The 14776-nt window shown below is 64.5% G+C and carries 12 protein-coding genes and 1 tRNA gene; 11 read left to right on the top strand and 2 right to left on the bottom strand.

The window, feature by feature from the left end; genetic code table 11:
- Positions 1–20: 20 nt before the first annotated feature.
- The 3 genes from B0E49_RS18455 to miaB all read left to right on the top strand — a co-directional run bounded on the left by B0E49_RS18455 (position 21) and on the right by miaB (position 2121).
- Positions 21–97 (top strand) — tRNA-Met (locus tag B0E49_RS18455).
- A 216-nt stretch (positions 98–313) separates the two neighbouring features.
- Positions 314–670: a hypothetical protein gene (locus tag B0E49_RS18450; RefSeq protein ID WP_286138110.1), complete on the top strand. Its 357-nt coding sequence runs from the start codon at positions 314–316 to the stop codon at positions 668–670.
- A 107-nt stretch (positions 671–777) separates the two neighbouring features.
- Entirely contained in the window at positions 778–2121 is a 1344-nt protein-coding gene (gene miaB / locus B0E49_RS18445; protein WP_077564033.1) for a tRNA (N6-isopentenyl adenosine(37)-C2)-methylthiotransferase MiaB, read from the top strand.
- A gap of 75 nt (positions 2122–2196) precedes the next feature.
- Here miaB and ffh read toward each other — a convergent pair whose 3' ends face one another.
- Positions 2197–3561, bottom strand: coding sequence for a signal recognition particle protein (gene ffh / locus B0E49_RS18440; protein WP_077564032.1), 1365 nt, complete (start codon positions 3559–3561; stop codon positions 2197–2199).
- Positions 3562–3657: 96 nt separating this feature from the next.
- Between ffh and B0E49_RS18435 the strand changes: the two genes are divergently transcribed.
- From B0E49_RS18435 to B0E49_RS18395, 8 genes are all read left to right on the top strand, one after another.
- Positions 3658–4467 (top strand): cytochrome C assembly family protein, encoded by an 810-nt coding sequence (locus tag B0E49_RS18435; RefSeq protein WP_077564031.1) that lies wholly within the window; start codon positions 3658–3660, stop codon positions 4465–4467.
- Complete coding sequence (locus B0E49_RS18430; RefSeq protein WP_077564030.1) at positions 4464–4694, top strand: PP0621 family protein; 231 nt, start codon at positions 4464–4466, stop codon at positions 4692–4694. The genes B0E49_RS18435 and B0E49_RS18430 overlap by 4 nt, the downstream gene beginning before the upstream one ends.
- Positions 4695–6407 (top strand): sensor histidine kinase, encoded by a 1713-nt coding sequence (locus B0E49_RS18425; RefSeq protein ID WP_077564029.1) that lies wholly within the window; start codon positions 4695–4697, stop codon positions 6405–6407.
- Between the two features lie 3 nt (positions 6408–6410).
- A complete protein-coding gene (locus B0E49_RS18420) occupies positions 6411–7850 on the top strand; it encodes a sigma-54-dependent transcriptional regulator (RefSeq protein WP_077564028.1) in 1440 nt (479 codons plus the stop codon).
- Positions 7834–8448 (top strand): 1,6-anhydro-N-acetylmuramyl-L-alanine amidase AmpD, encoded by a 615-nt coding sequence (ampD, locus tag B0E49_RS18415; protein WP_286138109.1) that lies wholly within the window; start codon positions 7834–7836, stop codon positions 8446–8448. Before B0E49_RS18420 ends, ampD begins: the two co-directional genes overlap by 17 nt.
- 395 nt (positions 8449–8843) lie before the next feature.
- The gene (locus tag B0E49_RS18405) at positions 8844–11798 is read left to right on the top strand and encodes a ribonucleoside-diphosphate reductase subunit alpha (RefSeq protein ID WP_077564025.1); all 2955 of its coding nucleotides are present in this window, start codon (positions 8844–8846) and stop codon (positions 11796–11798) included.
- A 119-nt stretch (positions 11799–11917) separates the two neighbouring features.
- Entirely contained in the window at positions 11918–13156 is a 1239-nt protein-coding gene (locus B0E49_RS18400) for a ribonucleotide-diphosphate reductase subunit beta (RefSeq protein WP_077564024.1), read from the top strand.
- Between the two features lie 179 nt (positions 13157–13335).
- Positions 13336–13794, top strand: coding sequence for a histone H1-like DNA-binding protein (locus B0E49_RS18395; RefSeq protein ID WP_077564206.1), 459 nt, complete (start codon positions 13336–13338; stop codon positions 13792–13794).
- Positions 13795–13868: 74 nt separating this feature from the next.
- Here B0E49_RS18395 and B0E49_RS18390 read toward each other — a convergent pair whose 3' ends face one another.
- Positions 13869–14771, bottom strand: a complete 903-nt coding sequence (locus tag B0E49_RS18390) for a carbohydrate kinase family protein (protein ID WP_077564023.1) — start codon at positions 14769–14771, stop codon at positions 13869–13871.
- Positions 14772–14776 lie beyond the last annotated feature (5 nt).

Here is a 14776-nt window from a genome sequence, read left to right as displayed (position 1 = left end):
ACGTTATAATTGAGGGCTCAGGCGCTTTAGCTCAGTCGGTTAGAGCGATGGAATCATAATCCACAGGTCCGCGGTTCGAATCCGTGAAGCGCCACCAGACAACGTCTCATTGACAAAAAAGGCACTGTCCCGCACAGTGCTTTTTTTATTGGGGCGCTGCCATTGCGCCCTGCCAACCCAGCCTCTGGATGTAACCATGAACCGCTGCCCAAAATTCTCGTACGCTATCTTTTCGATAGCGCTCTGCGCCCTGTTGACGGGGTCTATCGCCACTTTTTCCTCGCAAGCCCGGGCGCAAGCGGAGATGCAGACGATGCACCGGAATTTTCCCAAGGCGGCCTTGCGCGGCGAGCTGGTGGTCACGGCGCCGCCTGCGATCCAGCTCGACGGGCAGGCGGATCGGCTGTCGCCGGGCGCGCGCATCCACGGCGCGCAGAACATGCTGGTGATGTCGGGCGCACTGGTGGGGCAGGATCTGACCGTCAACTACCTGCGCGACGCGGCCGGCCTGGTCAGTGAAGTGTGGATCCTCAACCCCGAGGAGGCCCGGGAGCGGCGCGCGGGGGCTCAGCCGGCGCGAAATTTCCTCTTCAGCTCCGAGGTCAACACCACGCCCAGGGACGACGGCAAGACGCCGTTCAACCAGTTGCCCGTGTACCCGCAGCAGTAAGCCGGCGCGCTGGCGCGGCCCCGGTTTTTAGCCAAATCGGCCTGCAGCCCATATCCGGCATGCACTAGCCACTATCGATTCAATAGCAACCCACATGAGAGGTCGCCATGACCAAAAAAGTCTTCATCAAAACCTTCGGCTGCCAGATGAACGAGTACGACTCGGGCAAGATGCTTGACGTGCTGCACGCGGCGCAGGGCTACGAGGCCACGCCCAACGTGGACGAGGCCGACCTGATCCTGTTCAATACCTGCTCGGTGCGCGAGAAGGCGCAGGAGAAGGTGTTCTCCGATCTGGGCCGCATCAAGCACCTGGCCCGGCGCGGTGCGAGGATCGGTGTCGGCGGCTGCGTGGCCAGCCAGGAAGGCGCGGCCATCATCGAGCGCGCGCCGTATGTGGACATCGTGTTCGGCCCGCAGACGCTGCACCGCCTGCCCGAGCTGCTGGACGCGCGCGAACGGCAAAACCGCCCCCAGGTCGACATCAGCTTTCCCGAGATCGAGAAATTCGACCACCTGCCGCCCGCGCGCGTGGACGGTGCCTCGGCTTTTGTGAGCATCATGGAGGGCTGCTCCAAATACTGCAGCTACTGCGTGGTGCCCTACACGCGCGGCGAGGAAGTGTCGCGCCCGCTCGACGACGTGCTGGTCGAAGTGGCCGGGCTGGCGGACCAGGGCGTGAAGGAAGTCACGCTGCTGGGCCAGAACGTCAACGCCTGGCGCGGCGCTATGGGCGACACCGCAGAGATCGCCGACTTTGCGCTGCTGATCGAGTACGTGGCCGAGATCCCCGGTATCGAGCGCATCCGCTACACCACCAGCCACCCGAACGAGTTCACGCAGCGCCTGATCGACGTGTATGCCCGCGTGCCGAAGCTGGTGAACCATCTGCACCTGCCGGTGCAGCACGGCTCGGACCGCATCCTGATGGCGATGAAGCGCGGCTACACCGCCATGGAATACAAGAGCACCATCCGCAAGCTGCGCGCGATCCGGCCCGAGCTGGCCATGAGCTCGGACTTCATCGTCGGCTTTCCGGGCGAGACCGAGGACGACTTCAACAAGATGATGAAGCTGATCGACGACGTGGGCTACGACACCTCGTTCAGCTTCATCTTCAGCCCGCGCCCGGGCACGCCGGCCGCCAACCTGCACGACGACACACCGCACGAGGTCAAGCTGCGCCGGCTGCAGCAGTTGCAGGCGCGGCTGGACGAGAGCGTGCGCGCCATCAGCGCGAGCCGCCAGGGCACGGTGCAGCGCATTCTGGTGGAAGGGCCGTCGCGCAAGGACCCGGCGGTGTTCACGGGGCGCACCGAGTGCAACCGTCTGGTGCTGTTCCCCGGCCAGCCGCGGCTCACGGGTCAGATGGTGGATGTGCGCATCACCGAGGCCAGCCAGCGCTGGCTGCGCGGCGAAGTGCTGCTGCAGGAAAGCGCGCTGCTCGCTTGAGCATTGACTATCGATTTGATAGCGATTAGCGTCCGTCACACAAGGGCTGACAGCCCATTTCTCTTGTGAAGTCGATCAGAACGGCATCTTCGGCATGCCCTTCATGCCGCCCATGCGCTTCATCATTTTCATCATGCCGGCGCCCTTCATCTTCTTCATCATGCCCTGCATCTGCTCGAACTCATTGAGCAGGCGGTTCACTTCCTGCACGTGAACGCCGGCGCCGGCGGCGATGCGGCGCTTGCGCGTGGCCTTGATCAGGTCGGGCTTGCGGCGCTCCAGCGGCGTCATGCTCTGGATGATGCCTTCCTTGCGCTTGATGTCTTTCTCGGCCTTGTTCATGTCGACCTGGCCGGCCTTGGCCGCCATCTGCGCGGGCAGCTTGTCGAGCAGGCTGGACAAGCCCCCCATCTGCTTCATCTGCTGCAGCTGGCCCAGAAAATCGTTGAGGTCGAAGGCCGCGCCGCTCTTGACCTTGGCCGCGAGCCTTTGCGCGGCCTCGACGTCAACCCCGGCCGTGACCTGCTCGACCAGCGCCACGATGTCGCCCATGCCCAGGATGCGCCCGGCATGGCGCTCGGCGTCGAACACCTCCAGGCCGTCGAGCTTTTCGCTGGTGCCGGCGAACTTGATCGGCGCACCGGTGATCTGGCGCACCGACAGCGCCGCACCGCCGCGCGAGTCGCCGTCGAGCTTGGTCAGGATGATGCCGGTCAGCGGCAGCGCCTCCTTGAAGGCGCGGGCGGTGTTGACCGCGTCCTGGCCCTGCATGGCATCGACCACGAACAGCGTCTCGACCGGATCGAGCGCGGCGTGCAACTCCTTGATCTCGCGCATCAACACCTCGTCGATGGCGAGCCGGCCGGCCGTGTCGACCAGCAGCACGTCAAAGAAATGCTTGCGCGCGTAGTCGATCGCGGCGCGCGCGATGTCGACCGGCTTTTGCTCGGGCGTGCTGGGGAACCACTCGGCCCCGGCCTGCTGCGTCACCATCCTGAGCTGCTCGATGGCAGCCGGGCGATAGACGTCACCCGAGGCCGTCAGCACCTTCTTCTTGCGCTTTTCGATCAGGTGCTTGGCCAGCTTGGCGGTGGTGGTGGTCTTGCCGGCGCCCTGCAGGCCGGCCATCAGGATCACGGCGGGCGGCTGCGCCGCCAGGTTGATGTCGCTGATGCCCTCGCCCATGGTGTGGCTGAGCTCGCGATTCACGATGCCGACCAGTGCCTGCCCCGGCGAGAGCGAGCCCATCACTTCCTGCCCGAGCGCTTTTTCCTTGACGCGCGCAATGAAGTCGCGCACCACGGGCAGCGCCACGTCGGCCTCGAGCAGGGCCATGCGCACCTCGCGCAGCATGTCCTGCACGTTGGTCTCGGTGATGCGGGCCTGGCCGCGCATTTCCTTGACGAGGCGGGAGAGTTTGTCGGTGAGAGCGGAGGCCATGAAGAGGGTCGATGCGCTGAACGCGCAGCCTGTAGTGGGGACGGGTGAATGCCGGGGATGTCGGGCAGGAAAAATCGAGCCGCTAAACTGTATCCCATGATTTTACCCAGTGCGAGCCCGATCACCGAGATCCTGAGCGTGGCGGTCGCGCTCGCCTACACGGTGCCGGCCGCGGCGGCCGCCCGCATGAGCGCGCCCGCGGCCCGCGCCTGGTTGATGCTCGGCTGGCTGCTGCACGCGCTGGTGCTGGGCTGGGGACTGCTGGGTGACACGCCGCGCTTCGGCTTTGCGCCGGCGCTGTCCATGACGGCCTGGCTGGTGCTGACCATGTACGGCGTGGAGAGCCATTTGTTTCCGCAGTTGCCGGTGCGCTGGGCGCTGGCGGCGCTGGGTGGCATCGCCGTGCTGCTGCCGCTCGCGTTTCCGGGCGCGCACCTGCATGCCGCCTCGCCCTGGCTGCCGCTGCATCTGGCGCTGGGCATCGCGTCCTACGGCCTGTTCGCGGCCGCGGTGCTGCACGCCTGGCTCATGACGCGCGCCGAGAGGCAGATCCGCCTGGCCAGCGACGCCCGCACCGGCGTGCCGCTGCTCACGCTGGAGCGGCTGACCTTCCGCTTCGTGACGGTCGGCTTCATCCTGCTCTCGGCCACCTTGCTGGCGGGCTGGTTCTTCGCGGAAACCCTGTACGGCCCGACCGGCACGGGCCCGGGCTGGCAGTGGGACCACAAGACCGTTTTTTCCATCCTGTCGTGGCTCACGTTCGCGGTGCTGCTGCTGGGGCGCGCACGCTTTGGCTGGCGCGGACGCAAGGCGGTGCGGTTCCTGTATGCGGGCTCCGGGCTGCTGTTGCTGGCGTATGTCGGCTCGCGCTTCGTGCTGGAAGTGATCTTGGGACGCACCCCATGAAGTTCATCCTCATGCTGGCGGTGGCGCTGGCCGGCATCTGGTTGTGGCGCACGCACCGGGACGCCGAACAGGCGCCGCGGCGCGACGCCCCCCCGCCGCCTCAACCCATGCTGCAAGACATGGTGCGCTGCCCGGTGTGTGCGGTGCATGTGCCCAGGACCGACGCGGTGGCGGGCCGGCAGGGCCTGTATTGCTGCGCCGAGCACCGGCGCCGGGCCGAGGGCTGAATGAGCCGTTCGCCGGACGCCTCCTCCTGGTTTGGGCCCCTGGAGCCCGAGCGCAGCAGCCAGCCGGTGCATCAAAATCTGGCAATCGTGCGGCTGTGGCGCGGCTTCATGACGGCACGCGCCATGATCGGCCTGCTGCTGTTGCTGCTGCAGGGCTCGATCTACGGGCTTGGCCAGCCGGTCAACAAATGGCTGGTCGCCCTGTGCGCGGCCTATTTGGCCGCGGCGCTGGCGGTGCGAATTTTTGCGCGCCCGCGGTGGCCGGGCCAGAGCTTCGACCCGCAGTGGGTGTTCACCATCGGTGTGGATGTCGTGGTCTTCTCGGCGCTGCAGTTTTTGCAGACCAGCGCGATCAACTACACGCCCCTGTTTGCGCTGCCCGTGTTATTGGCGTCGGTGCTCGGCTCGGTCCTGCTGGCGCTGGGCACGGCCGCCGGCGTGACCCTGATCCTGCTGGCGGAGGCCTGGCACGTCTCGCTGCAGGCCCCTGGCGACATGGCGTCGCATTTCCTGCAGGCCGGCCTGGCGGGCATCGGCTTGTTCATCGTCGCGTTTTTGACGCACCAGCTCGCCTCGCGGCTGGTGCGTGAGGAGTTGCGGGCGCGCCGCAGCGGGCTCGCGGTACGGATCCAGACCCATGTCAACGAGCTGGTGATCGAGAGCCTGACCGACGGCGTGCTGGTGGTCGATGCCAGGAGCGTGGTGCGCGCCGCCAATCCGGCCGCAAGGCAGCTGCTCGGCGCCGACGGGCCGGCGCCCATGGCACCGTTCGTGCTGGATTCGCAGCCCGCCTGGCGCGCCGTGGCCGAACTGGCGCGCCTGACGTTTCTGCAGCGCGGCGACCAGATCGCCGATCTGGCCATTGATCATGCGGGGCACAACGCCTGCCGCATGCGCGCCCGCACGCGCCTGACAGCGACCCATGAAGAGGAGGTCGAGAGCCTGTGCGTCATGTTCCTGCAGGATCTGCGCGAGATGGAGGCGCGCTTGCGCACCGAAAAGCTGGCCGCCATGGGGCGCATGTCGGCCGCCGTGGCGCACGAAATACGCAACCCGCTGGCGGCCATCACCCAGGCGAATGCCCTGCTCGGCGAGGACCTGGCCGAGCCGGCGCAGCAGCGCCTGGCGCTGATGGTGCAGCAGAACGCGCAAAGACTGTCGCGCATCGTCGAGGACGTACTCGACGTATCGCGGGCACAGCAAAAATCGGACTTGTCCCTGCCCGCCTCGCTGAGCCTGGACGCCACGATCCGGGACATCTGCATGGATTGGGCGCGCCAAGCCAGCAGCGGCCGCTCGATCGGGCTGGCGCTTGACGCGGCCAAAGTCCTGGTCGCATTCGACGCAGACCACCTGCGCCGTGTGCTGGTGAACCTGCTGGACAATGCCTTGCGTTACGCGGGCCATGCGCCGGACTCGCTGCAGGTCTCGACCCACGCATCCATCACCGGACAGGCGACGCTGCGGGTCTGGAGCGACGGCGCTCCGCTGGAGCCCAGCGTGCAGCGCCATTTGTTCGAGCCCTTCTTCTCGTCGGAGAGTCGCTCCAGCGGCCTGGGCCTGTACATCTGCCGCGAGTTGTGCGAGCGCCATGGTGCGGTCATCGGCTATGACCGCGCGCGCAAACGCCTGGCCGGCGGTGTGTGTGAAGGCAATGAGTTTTTTGTGGCCTTTCGTTCAACCACGCCTGCATTTGACACAATGCGCGCTTAAGTCATGTCAGCCAACCCCTCCCCCTCTCCGGCGCAGGTCCTGGTCGTCGACGACGAACCCGACCTGCGCGACCTGTACGAGCTCACGCTGACCCGCGAGGGCTATCACGTGGACGCCGCGGCCAACCTGGCCGAGGCCTGGCTTTGCCTGAAAGAAAAGCGCTTCGACGCGGTGATTACCGACATGCGCCTGCCCGACGGCCTGGGCATGGAACTGCTCACCGGCATGCAGGCGCAGCAGCGTGCGGAACGCTGCATCGTGATGACGGCCTATGGCTCCGCCGAAAACGCGGTCGAAGCCCTGAAGGCCGGCGCGTTCGACTACCTCACCAAGCCGGTGGACCTGAAACAGTTCCGCACGGTGGTGGCCTCCGCCATCCAGGACACCGGCCAGATTTATAAAAGCGGCCGCGGCACACCGGGTCCTGCCAAAGCCGCCAGCGCGCTGGATCGGCCGGACAGCGAACCGGCTTCGCTGCGGCGCATGGTCGGCGACTCCGAGCCGATGCGCCTGGTCAAGCAGCGCATTGTCAAGGTGGCGCGCAGCATGGCACCGGTATTGGTACGCGGCGAGTCCGGCACCGGCAAGGAACTGGTGGCGCGCGCCATCCACGCCTGCAGTCATCGTGCGGACGCTCCCTTTGTCGCCGTGAACTGCGGCGCCATTCCGGAGAACCTGCTGGAGGCCGAATTCTTCGGCGCCAAAAAAGGCTCCTACACCGGCGCGACCCAGGACCGTGATGGCTACTTCCAGGCGGCGCGCAAAGGCACGCTGTTCCTCGATGAAATCGGCGACCTGCCGCTGGCCATGCAGTCCAAGCTGCTGCGCGCCATCCAGGAGCGCAGCGTGCGCTCATTGGGCTCGACCCAGGAGGATGCGGTGGACGTGCGCATCGTCAGCGCCACGCACAAGGATCTGGCCGCCGACGTAGCGGCCGGGCGCTTTCGGCAGGACCTGTTTTTCCGTCTCAACGTGATTGAGATTGCAGTGCCCCCGCTGCGCGAGCGGCGCAGCGACCTGCCGGCCCTGTGCGAGGCGCTGCTCGCCAAGATTGCCCAGGAGTCCGACATGCCGGTGCCCGCGCTCTCGAGCGCCCTGCTGGCGCAACTGGCCTCGCATCCCCTGAGCGGCAACGTGCGCGAGCTCGAAAACCTGCTGCATCGCGCTGTGGCGCTGAGCGACGGCAGTGAGTTGCATGTGGACTTTGTGCCGGGCCAGCCTTCACAGCCTTCAAATGGCCCGCCTGCCGTGACGGGCGATCTGCAAAGCTATCTGGACCAGCAGGAGCGCGAAGTGCTGGTCAAAACACTCACCGAGACCGGCTTCAACCGCACCGCCGCGGCGGCACGACTGGGTTTGAACCTGCGCCAGATTCGCTACCGCATTGCACGCCTGAACATCACCACCCCGTTTGGTGACGATGCGCATGACGACACCCCCTGATCACCGCGCCGCCAGCACCTTGTGGCAGGATGGCTGGTACCGTTTTGCGCGCGTGCTGCGCTCACCCAACGCCGGCGAGCGCCCGGCCAACGCGCTGATCGACCTGATCGTGCTGCACTCGATCAGCCTGCCGCCCGGGCACTACGGCGGCGACGAAGTGCTGCGGCTGTTCACCAATACGCTGGACTGGAGCGCCCACCCCTACTTCGAATCGATTCGCGGCATGCAGGTGTCGGCCCACTTCTTCATTCGCCGCAATGGGGAACTATGGCAGTTCGTCAGCTGCGATGCGCGTGCCTGGCATGCGGGACGCTCGCACTACCGCGGGCGCGACAACTGCAACGACGACTCGATCGGCATTGAACTGGAAGGCCTGGAGGGCGATGCGTTCGAGACCGCCCAGTACGAAACCCTGGCGGACCTGTGCGCCGCGCTGGCGCAGCGCTACCCGGTGACGCATATCGCCGGTCACGAACACATTGCCCCGGGCCGCAAGCGGGATCCGGGCAGCGGCTTTCAATGGGCTTTTTTGCAACGCGCACTGGGCTGGCGAACTCGGTGTTTTCCCGCTGGTGCGGCGCCGTTTCACGACGCTTGAATTTATTTTTGCGGAATCATTTTCCGCATCCCCAGGTCGCCGCCAAAGCATGCGCCAAAGTGCGCAGCCAATCCGCAAGCGGTGATGCGCGGAAAAAATCCCCGAAAGCCGCATATTGACTTGATTTGCGGGAACAGCGCGTGCGCTGGCAACGCCTGCGGCTCCATCACCGGCGCCTGACGCAGCGCGTCCAAACCCACTCAGTCCCGTGAGGTTTTCGGGTCGGCGCGCCAATCCTCCGTTTCGGGGGCGATACACTACCGGTAGTGGCTTGAGTTAGCGCGAAACACTAGCTATAGTGTCCCCATCGCGCGGCAGCCTGGGGCTTTGACAACCGTTTCGAGTCTGCCCGCCAGGCCATTGCCCCCACAAAAATTGCGAAAGACGAGGAAACAATGCAAGCAACTTCAAACCAATCTCTCCCTGCCAGCACCAGCCACCCCGCAGGCACGTCCACCACCCGGGGAACCGACAGCGCGGGCGCCCTGGCTGCCAGTCCGCTGGCGCACTACCAGATCATCCGGCGCAACGGCTCCGTCGTGCCGTTCGAACCAAACAAGATTGCCGTGGCCATGATGAAGGCGTTCCTGGCCGTGCATGGCACGCAGGGCGCCGCATCGGCCAGCGTGCGCGAGGTGGTCGACAGCCTGACCCAGGGCGTGGTGCGCGCCATGATGCGCTCGCGCCCGGGCGGGGGCACCTTCCATATCGAAGACGTGCAGGACCAGGTGGAATTGGGCCTGATGCGCGGTGGCCACCACGAAATCGCGCGCGCCTATGTGCTGTACCGGGAGCGGCGCACCCAGGAGCGGGCACAGCAGGCCACGCAGGCGGCGCCCAAGGCGCCTACGCTGCACGTGCTCGACGGTGGTCAGCGCGTGGCGCTGGACCTGAACCGGCTGCAGGCCTTGATCGAATCGGCCTGCGCCGGCCTGGGTGCCGACATCCGGCCCGACCCGATCGTGGCCGAGACCATGCGCAACCTGTACGACGGCGTACCCATGGACGAGGTCTACAAGGCGTCGATCCTGGCCGCGCGCACGCTGATCGAGAAAGACCCCGATTACACCTATGCCACGGCGCGCCTGCTGCTGCACACCATTACCCGCGAAGTGCTGGGCGTGGAAGCCACCCAGACCGAGATGGCGCAGCAATATGCCGACTACTTCCCCCTGGGCATCAAGAAGGGCGTGGAGGCCGAGCTGCTCGACGAGCGGCTGTTGCAGTTCGACCTGAAGCAACTGGGCGCCGCACTCAAGGCCGAGCGCGACCTGCAGTTTGACTACCTGGGCCTGCAAACCCTGTACGACCGCTACTTCCTGCATGTGCGGAAAAACCGCATCGAGCTGCCGCAGGTGTTCTTCATGCGCGTCGCCATGGGTCTGGCGCTGAACGAAATCGACCGCGAGGCGCGCGCCATCGAGTTCTACGAAGTGCTGTCGTCGTTCAACTTCATGTCCAGCACCCCGACCCTGTTCAACAGCGGCACGCTGCGCTCGCAGCTCTCGTCGTGCTACCTGACCACGGTGCCGGACGACCTCGACGGCATTTACGAATCCATCAAGGAAAACGCGCTGCTGTCCAAGTTTGCCGGCGGCCTGGGCAATGACTGGACGCGTGTGCGCGCGCTGGGCTCGCACATCAAGGGCACCAACGGCGAATCGCAGGGCGTCGTGCCGTTCCTCAAGGTGGTCAACGACACCGCCGTGGCCGTGAACCAGGGCGGCAAGCGCAAGGGGGCCGTGTGCACCTACCTGGAATCGTGGCACCTGGACATCGAGGAATTCCTGGAGCTGCGCAAGAACACCGGCGACGACCGCCGCCGCACGCACGACATGAACACCGCCAACTGGGTTCCCGACCTGTTCATGCGCCGCGTCATGGAAAAGGGCGAGTGGACGCTGTTCTCGCCCAACAACGTGCCGGATCTGCACGACAAGTTCGGCGCCGACTTCGAGAAGGCCTACGTGGCCTACGAAGAGCGCGCGGCGCGCGGCGAGATCAAGCCTTGCCGTACGGTGCAGGCCAGCGACCTGTGGCGCAAGATGCTGACCATGCTGTTCGAGACCGGCCATCCCTGGATCACCTTCAAGGATGCCTGCAACGTACGTTCGCCGCAGCAGCACGTGGGCGTGGTGCACTCCTCCAATCTGTGCACCGAAATCACGCTCAACACCAGCGACACCGAAACCGCGGTCTGCAACCTGGGCTCGGTGAACCTGTTGCAGCACCTGAAGGCGGCGCCCGAAGGCCAGGCCGGCGGCACCCAGGTGCTGGATCACGACAAGCTCAAGAAAACCATCACCACGGCGATGCGCATGCTCGACAACGTGATCGACATCAACTACTACGCGGTCAAGAAGGCACGCGACTCCAACATGCGCCACCGCCCGGTGGGCCTGGGTCTGATGGGATTCCAGGACAGCCTGTACGAGCTGCGCATTCCCTACGCGAGCCAGGCCGCGGTGGAATTCGCCGACCAGTCGATGGAAGCGATCTGCTACTACGCCTACTGGGCCTCCACCGAGCTGGCCAGGGAGCGCGGCAAGTATGCGAGCTACAAGGGTTCGCTGTGGGACAAGGGCGTTTTGCCGCTCGACACGCTGGAGCTGCTGGCACAGGCGCGCGGCGGTTATGTCGAAGTGGACCGCTCCTCCACCATGGACTGGGAGGCCCTGCGCCACAAGATTGCCCAGGACGGCATGCGCAATTCCAACTGCGTGGCCATTGCGCCGACCGCCACCATCTCCAACATCATCGGCGTGGATGCCTCGATCGAGCCCTGCTTCGGCAACCTGTCGGTCAAGTCCAACCTGTCGGGCGAGTTCACCGTGATCAACGGCGGCCTGGTGCGCGACCTCAAGCGTCTGGGCCTGTGGGATGACGTGATGGTGATGGATCTCAAGCACTTCGATGGCTCGCTGCGTCCGATCGACCGCGTGCCGCAGGAAATCAAGGCGCTGTACTCGACCGCCTTTGAAGTCGAAGCCACCTGGCTGGTGGAAGCCGCGGCGCGCCGCCAGAAGTGGATCGACCAGGCGCAGTCGCTCAACATCTACATGGCCGGCGCCTCCGGCAAGAAGCTCGACGACACCTACAAGCTGGCCTGGTTGCGAGGCCTGAAGACCACGTATTACCTGCGCACCATGAGTGCCACGCATGCGGAAAAATCAACGGTCACGGCCGGCCGTTTGAATGCCGTGACCTCAAGCGGGGAAGCCAAAGGCGGCGCCGGCATAAGTGCACTCGATGCCGCCGCCGCGGCCGCGCGATCGCAGATGAGCGCGATGCCGGCAACCGACATCCAGTTCTGCGGCGTTGACGATCCGACGTGCGAGTCGTGCCAATAAATCAAGCCGCACTGCATCTCTAAATTGCGATGCAATTGAGCAACACAATATGACAGCGATGTGAATGAGCACTTTGCATTTCACATCGCTGCTTTCATAATCTGAGCATTGGAAAATCTATGTTGACCTGGGACGAAGAAGTCAAGCCCTCATTGCCTGCAGCACAAAACAGCGGTTTGCGAAACAACCGCGGGGTGGAACTCCCGCCTCTTTTTTCTCCCTCTCCCGCCACCGGCCCACAGCCCGCACTGCGCACCCTGAATGACGGCGCCGTGATGCCCGCGCCGGCCGCTGCGCGCGCAACCCCTCCCACGCTTGCACCCGCCGCGAGCGGTGAACGCCGGCGCGTCAACGCCTCCGACAAGCGCATCATCAACGGCCAGACCGACGTCAACCAGCTGGTGCCGTTCAAATACAAATGGGCCTGGGAAAAATACCTCGCCACCTGCTCCAACCACTGGATGCCGCAGGAAATCAACATGACACGCGACATCGCGTTGTGGAAGGACCCGAACGGGCTTTCGGAGGACGAGCGGCGCATCGTCAAGCGCAACCTCGGCTTCTTCGTCACCGCCGACTCGCTCGCCGCCAACAACATCGTGCTCGGCACCTACCGCCACATCACGGCGCCCGAGTGCCGCCAGTTCCTGCTGCGTCAGGCGTTCGAGGAGGCCATCCATACGCACGCCTACCAGTACATCGTGGAGTCGCTGGGCCTGGACGAAGGCGAGATCTTCAATGCCTACAACGAAGTGCAGTCGATCCGCGACAAGGACGAGTTCCTGATCCCGTTCATCGAGGCCATCAGCGACCCGAACTTCCACACCGGCACGCCCGAGACCGATCAGACGCTGCTCAAGTCGCTGATCGTGTTTGCCTGCCTGATGGAGGGCCTGTTCTTCTATGTCGGCTTCACGCAAATCCTCGCGCTGGGCCGGCAGAACAAGATGACCGGTGCGGCCGAGCAGTACCAGTACATCCTGCGCGACGAGTCCATGCATTGCAACTTCGGCATCGACCTGATCAACCAGCTCAAGCTGGAAAATCCGCAGTTGTGGACGGCCGAATTCAAGACCGAGATCCGGGCCCTGTTCATGAAGGCGGTGGAACTCGAGTACAAATACGCCGAGGACACCATGCCGCGCGGCGTGCTCGGCATGAACGCCTCCATGTTCAAGGGCTACCTGCGCTACATCGCGAACCGGCGCGCCACGCAGATCGGACTCGAGGAGCTGTTCCCGAACGAGACCAATCCGTTCCCGTGGATGAGCGAAATGATTGACCTGAAGAAAGAGCGCAACTTCTTTGAAACCCGCGTGATCGAGTATCAGTCGGGCGGTGCGCTTTCCTGGGATTGAAGCATTCCTATAACCATAATGAAATCAAGAATCGCACAGACTATTGATCGCGCCGCAGAGCGTGGCGACAGCCTGTGTTCCCGTGTTCATGGTGCTGGACATTGTTCCAACACCATGGATCGCTTCATGCAAACCAACAAGCATGAAGTGCTCTTTGCAATTTGATCAAGGAGAAAATGATGGCAACTGCGAAAAAACCGGCCGCAAAAAAGGCCGCACCTGCGAAGAAAGCTCCTGCTAAAAAAGTAGCGGCGAAAAAAGCTCCGGCCAAGAAGGCCGCTGCGAAGAAAGCCCCTGCCAAAAAAGTAGTGGCGAAAAAAGCGCCCGCCAAGAAGGCTGTAGCGAAGAAGGCTCCTGCCAAAAAAGCGGCGGCGAAAAAAGCTCCGGCGAAAAAAGCCGTAGCCAGGAAAGCTCCTGCGAAGAAGGCAGCAGCGAAAAAGGCGCCAGCGAAGAAGGCGGCCGCCAAGAAAGCCCCGGCGAAAAAGCCGGCCGCCAAGAAAGCAGCAAAAAAACCCGCTGCGAAGAAAGCCGCGAAAGCACCCGCTGCCAAAGCAGCCCTGGCGCCGGCTGCCCCTGCGGCTCAGACAACTCTGAACCCGCAGGCGGCATGGCCGTTTCCTACGGCCAGCAAGCCGTAAGCAGCCAACAGCGGCTTGCCGCTTTCCAGGCCCGGTGTCGCAAGACATCGGGCTTTTTCATTTTTTCGTATGGGCTACAGCCCGATTTCTTTCAAATCCAGCGTGTAGTTCTGCGGCCCGCGCTGGGCAATCTTGAGCGCGCCGATGCGATTCCCCAGCGCGGCGCAGCGTGCCAGGCTCCAGCCCTGTTCCAGCCCATACAGCAGCGCGCCGCGGTAGGCGTCGCCACAGCCCGTCGGGTCCACTACCGCGCTCGCCTTGGCTGGGGGCACCCCGGTTTTCTCGCCATCAACCCACACTTCGCTGCCCTCGGCGCCCAGCGTCACGATCAGACCTTGCACGCGGCGTGAGAGCTCGGCGCTGCTCCAGCCCGTGCGATCGCTGAGCATCTTGCCTTCGTAGTCGTTCACCGCGACCCAGGTGGCCAACTCGACGAAGTGCGCCAGCTCCTTGCCATCGAACATCGGCAGTCCCTGGCCCGGATCGAACACAAAGGGAATACCAGCCGCCTTGAACTGCTCGGCATGCTGCAGCATCGCGTCGCGGCCGTCGGGCGAGATGATGCCCAGCCGCACGTCGCTGCGCGGCGCAATCTTCGTGAGGTGCGCCTGCTGCATGGCGCCGGGATGGAAAGCGGTGATCTGGTTGTTGGCCAGATCGGTCGTGATGAAGCACTGTGCGGTGTAGGTATCGCTGACCTCGCGCACGAACTCGGTGCTGATGCCCTGCGCCCTCAAGCGCGCGATGTAATCCAGGCCGTCACTGCCGACGGTGGCCATCGGCAGCGGGTTGCCGCCGAGCAGTTTCAGGCCGTAGGCGATGTTGCCGGCGCAGCCGCCAAAATCACGGCGCAGCGCGGGCACCAGGAACGAGACGTTGAGGATGTGCAGCTGATCCGGCAGGATCTGCTCGGCGAACCGGCCCTCGAAGGTCATGATGGTGTCAAAGGCCAGGGAGCCACAAATGATTGCTGCCATAAGTT

Origin of the sequence: Polaromonas sp. C04, assembly GCF_002002705.1 — a bacterium.
GTDB lineage: Bacteria > Pseudomonadota > Gammaproteobacteria > Burkholderiales > Burkholderiaceae_C > Rhodoferax_A.
Note: the sequence above shows the minus strand (reverse complement) of the source record. Positions and strands in the feature narration are given on the sequence as shown.

Bases quoted from the DNA above. Each gene is read 5' to 3' on its own strand.
- B0E49_RS18435 (WP_077564031.1), top strand. From the start codon at position 3,658: ATGATTTTACCCAGTGCGAGCCCGATCACCGAGATCCTGAGCGTGGCG.
- B0E49_RS18390 (WP_077564023.1), bottom strand. From the start codon at position 14,771: ATGGCAGCAATCATTTGTGGCTCCCTGGCCTTTGACACCATCATGACC.
- B0E49_RS18405 (WP_077564025.1), top strand. From the start codon at position 8,844: ATGCAAGCAACTTCAAACCAATCTCTCCCTGCCAGCACCAGCCACCCC.
- ampD (WP_286138109.1), top strand. From the start codon at position 7,834: ATGACGACACCCCCTGATCACCGCGCCGCCAGCACCTTGTGGCAGGAT.
- B0E49_RS18425 (WP_077564029.1), top strand. From the start codon at position 4,695: ATGAGCCGTTCGCCGGACGCCTCCTCCTGGTTTGGGCCCCTGGAGCCC.
- B0E49_RS18420 (WP_077564028.1), top strand. From the start codon at position 6,411: ATGTCAGCCAACCCCTCCCCCTCTCCGGCGCAGGTCCTGGTCGTCGAC.
- B0E49_RS18400 (WP_077564024.1), top strand. From the start codon at position 11,918: ATGTTGACCTGGGACGAAGAAGTCAAGCCCTCATTGCCTGCAGCACAA.
- ffh (WP_077564032.1), bottom strand. From the start codon at position 3,561: ATGGCCTCCGCTCTCACCGACAAACTCTCCCGCCTCGTCAAGGAAATG.
- miaB (WP_077564033.1), top strand. From the start codon at position 778: ATGACCAAAAAAGTCTTCATCAAAACCTTCGGCTGCCAGATGAACGAG.
- B0E49_RS18395 (WP_077564206.1), top strand. From the start codon at position 13,336: ATGGCAACTGCGAAAAAACCGGCCGCAAAAAAGGCCGCACCTGCGAAG.
- B0E49_RS18450 (WP_286138110.1), top strand. From the start codon at position 314: ATGCACCGGAATTTTCCCAAGGCGGCCTTGCGCGGCGAGCTGGTGGTC.
- B0E49_RS18430 (WP_077564030.1), top strand. From the start codon at position 4,464: ATGAAGTTCATCCTCATGCTGGCGGTGGCGCTGGCCGGCATCTGGTTG.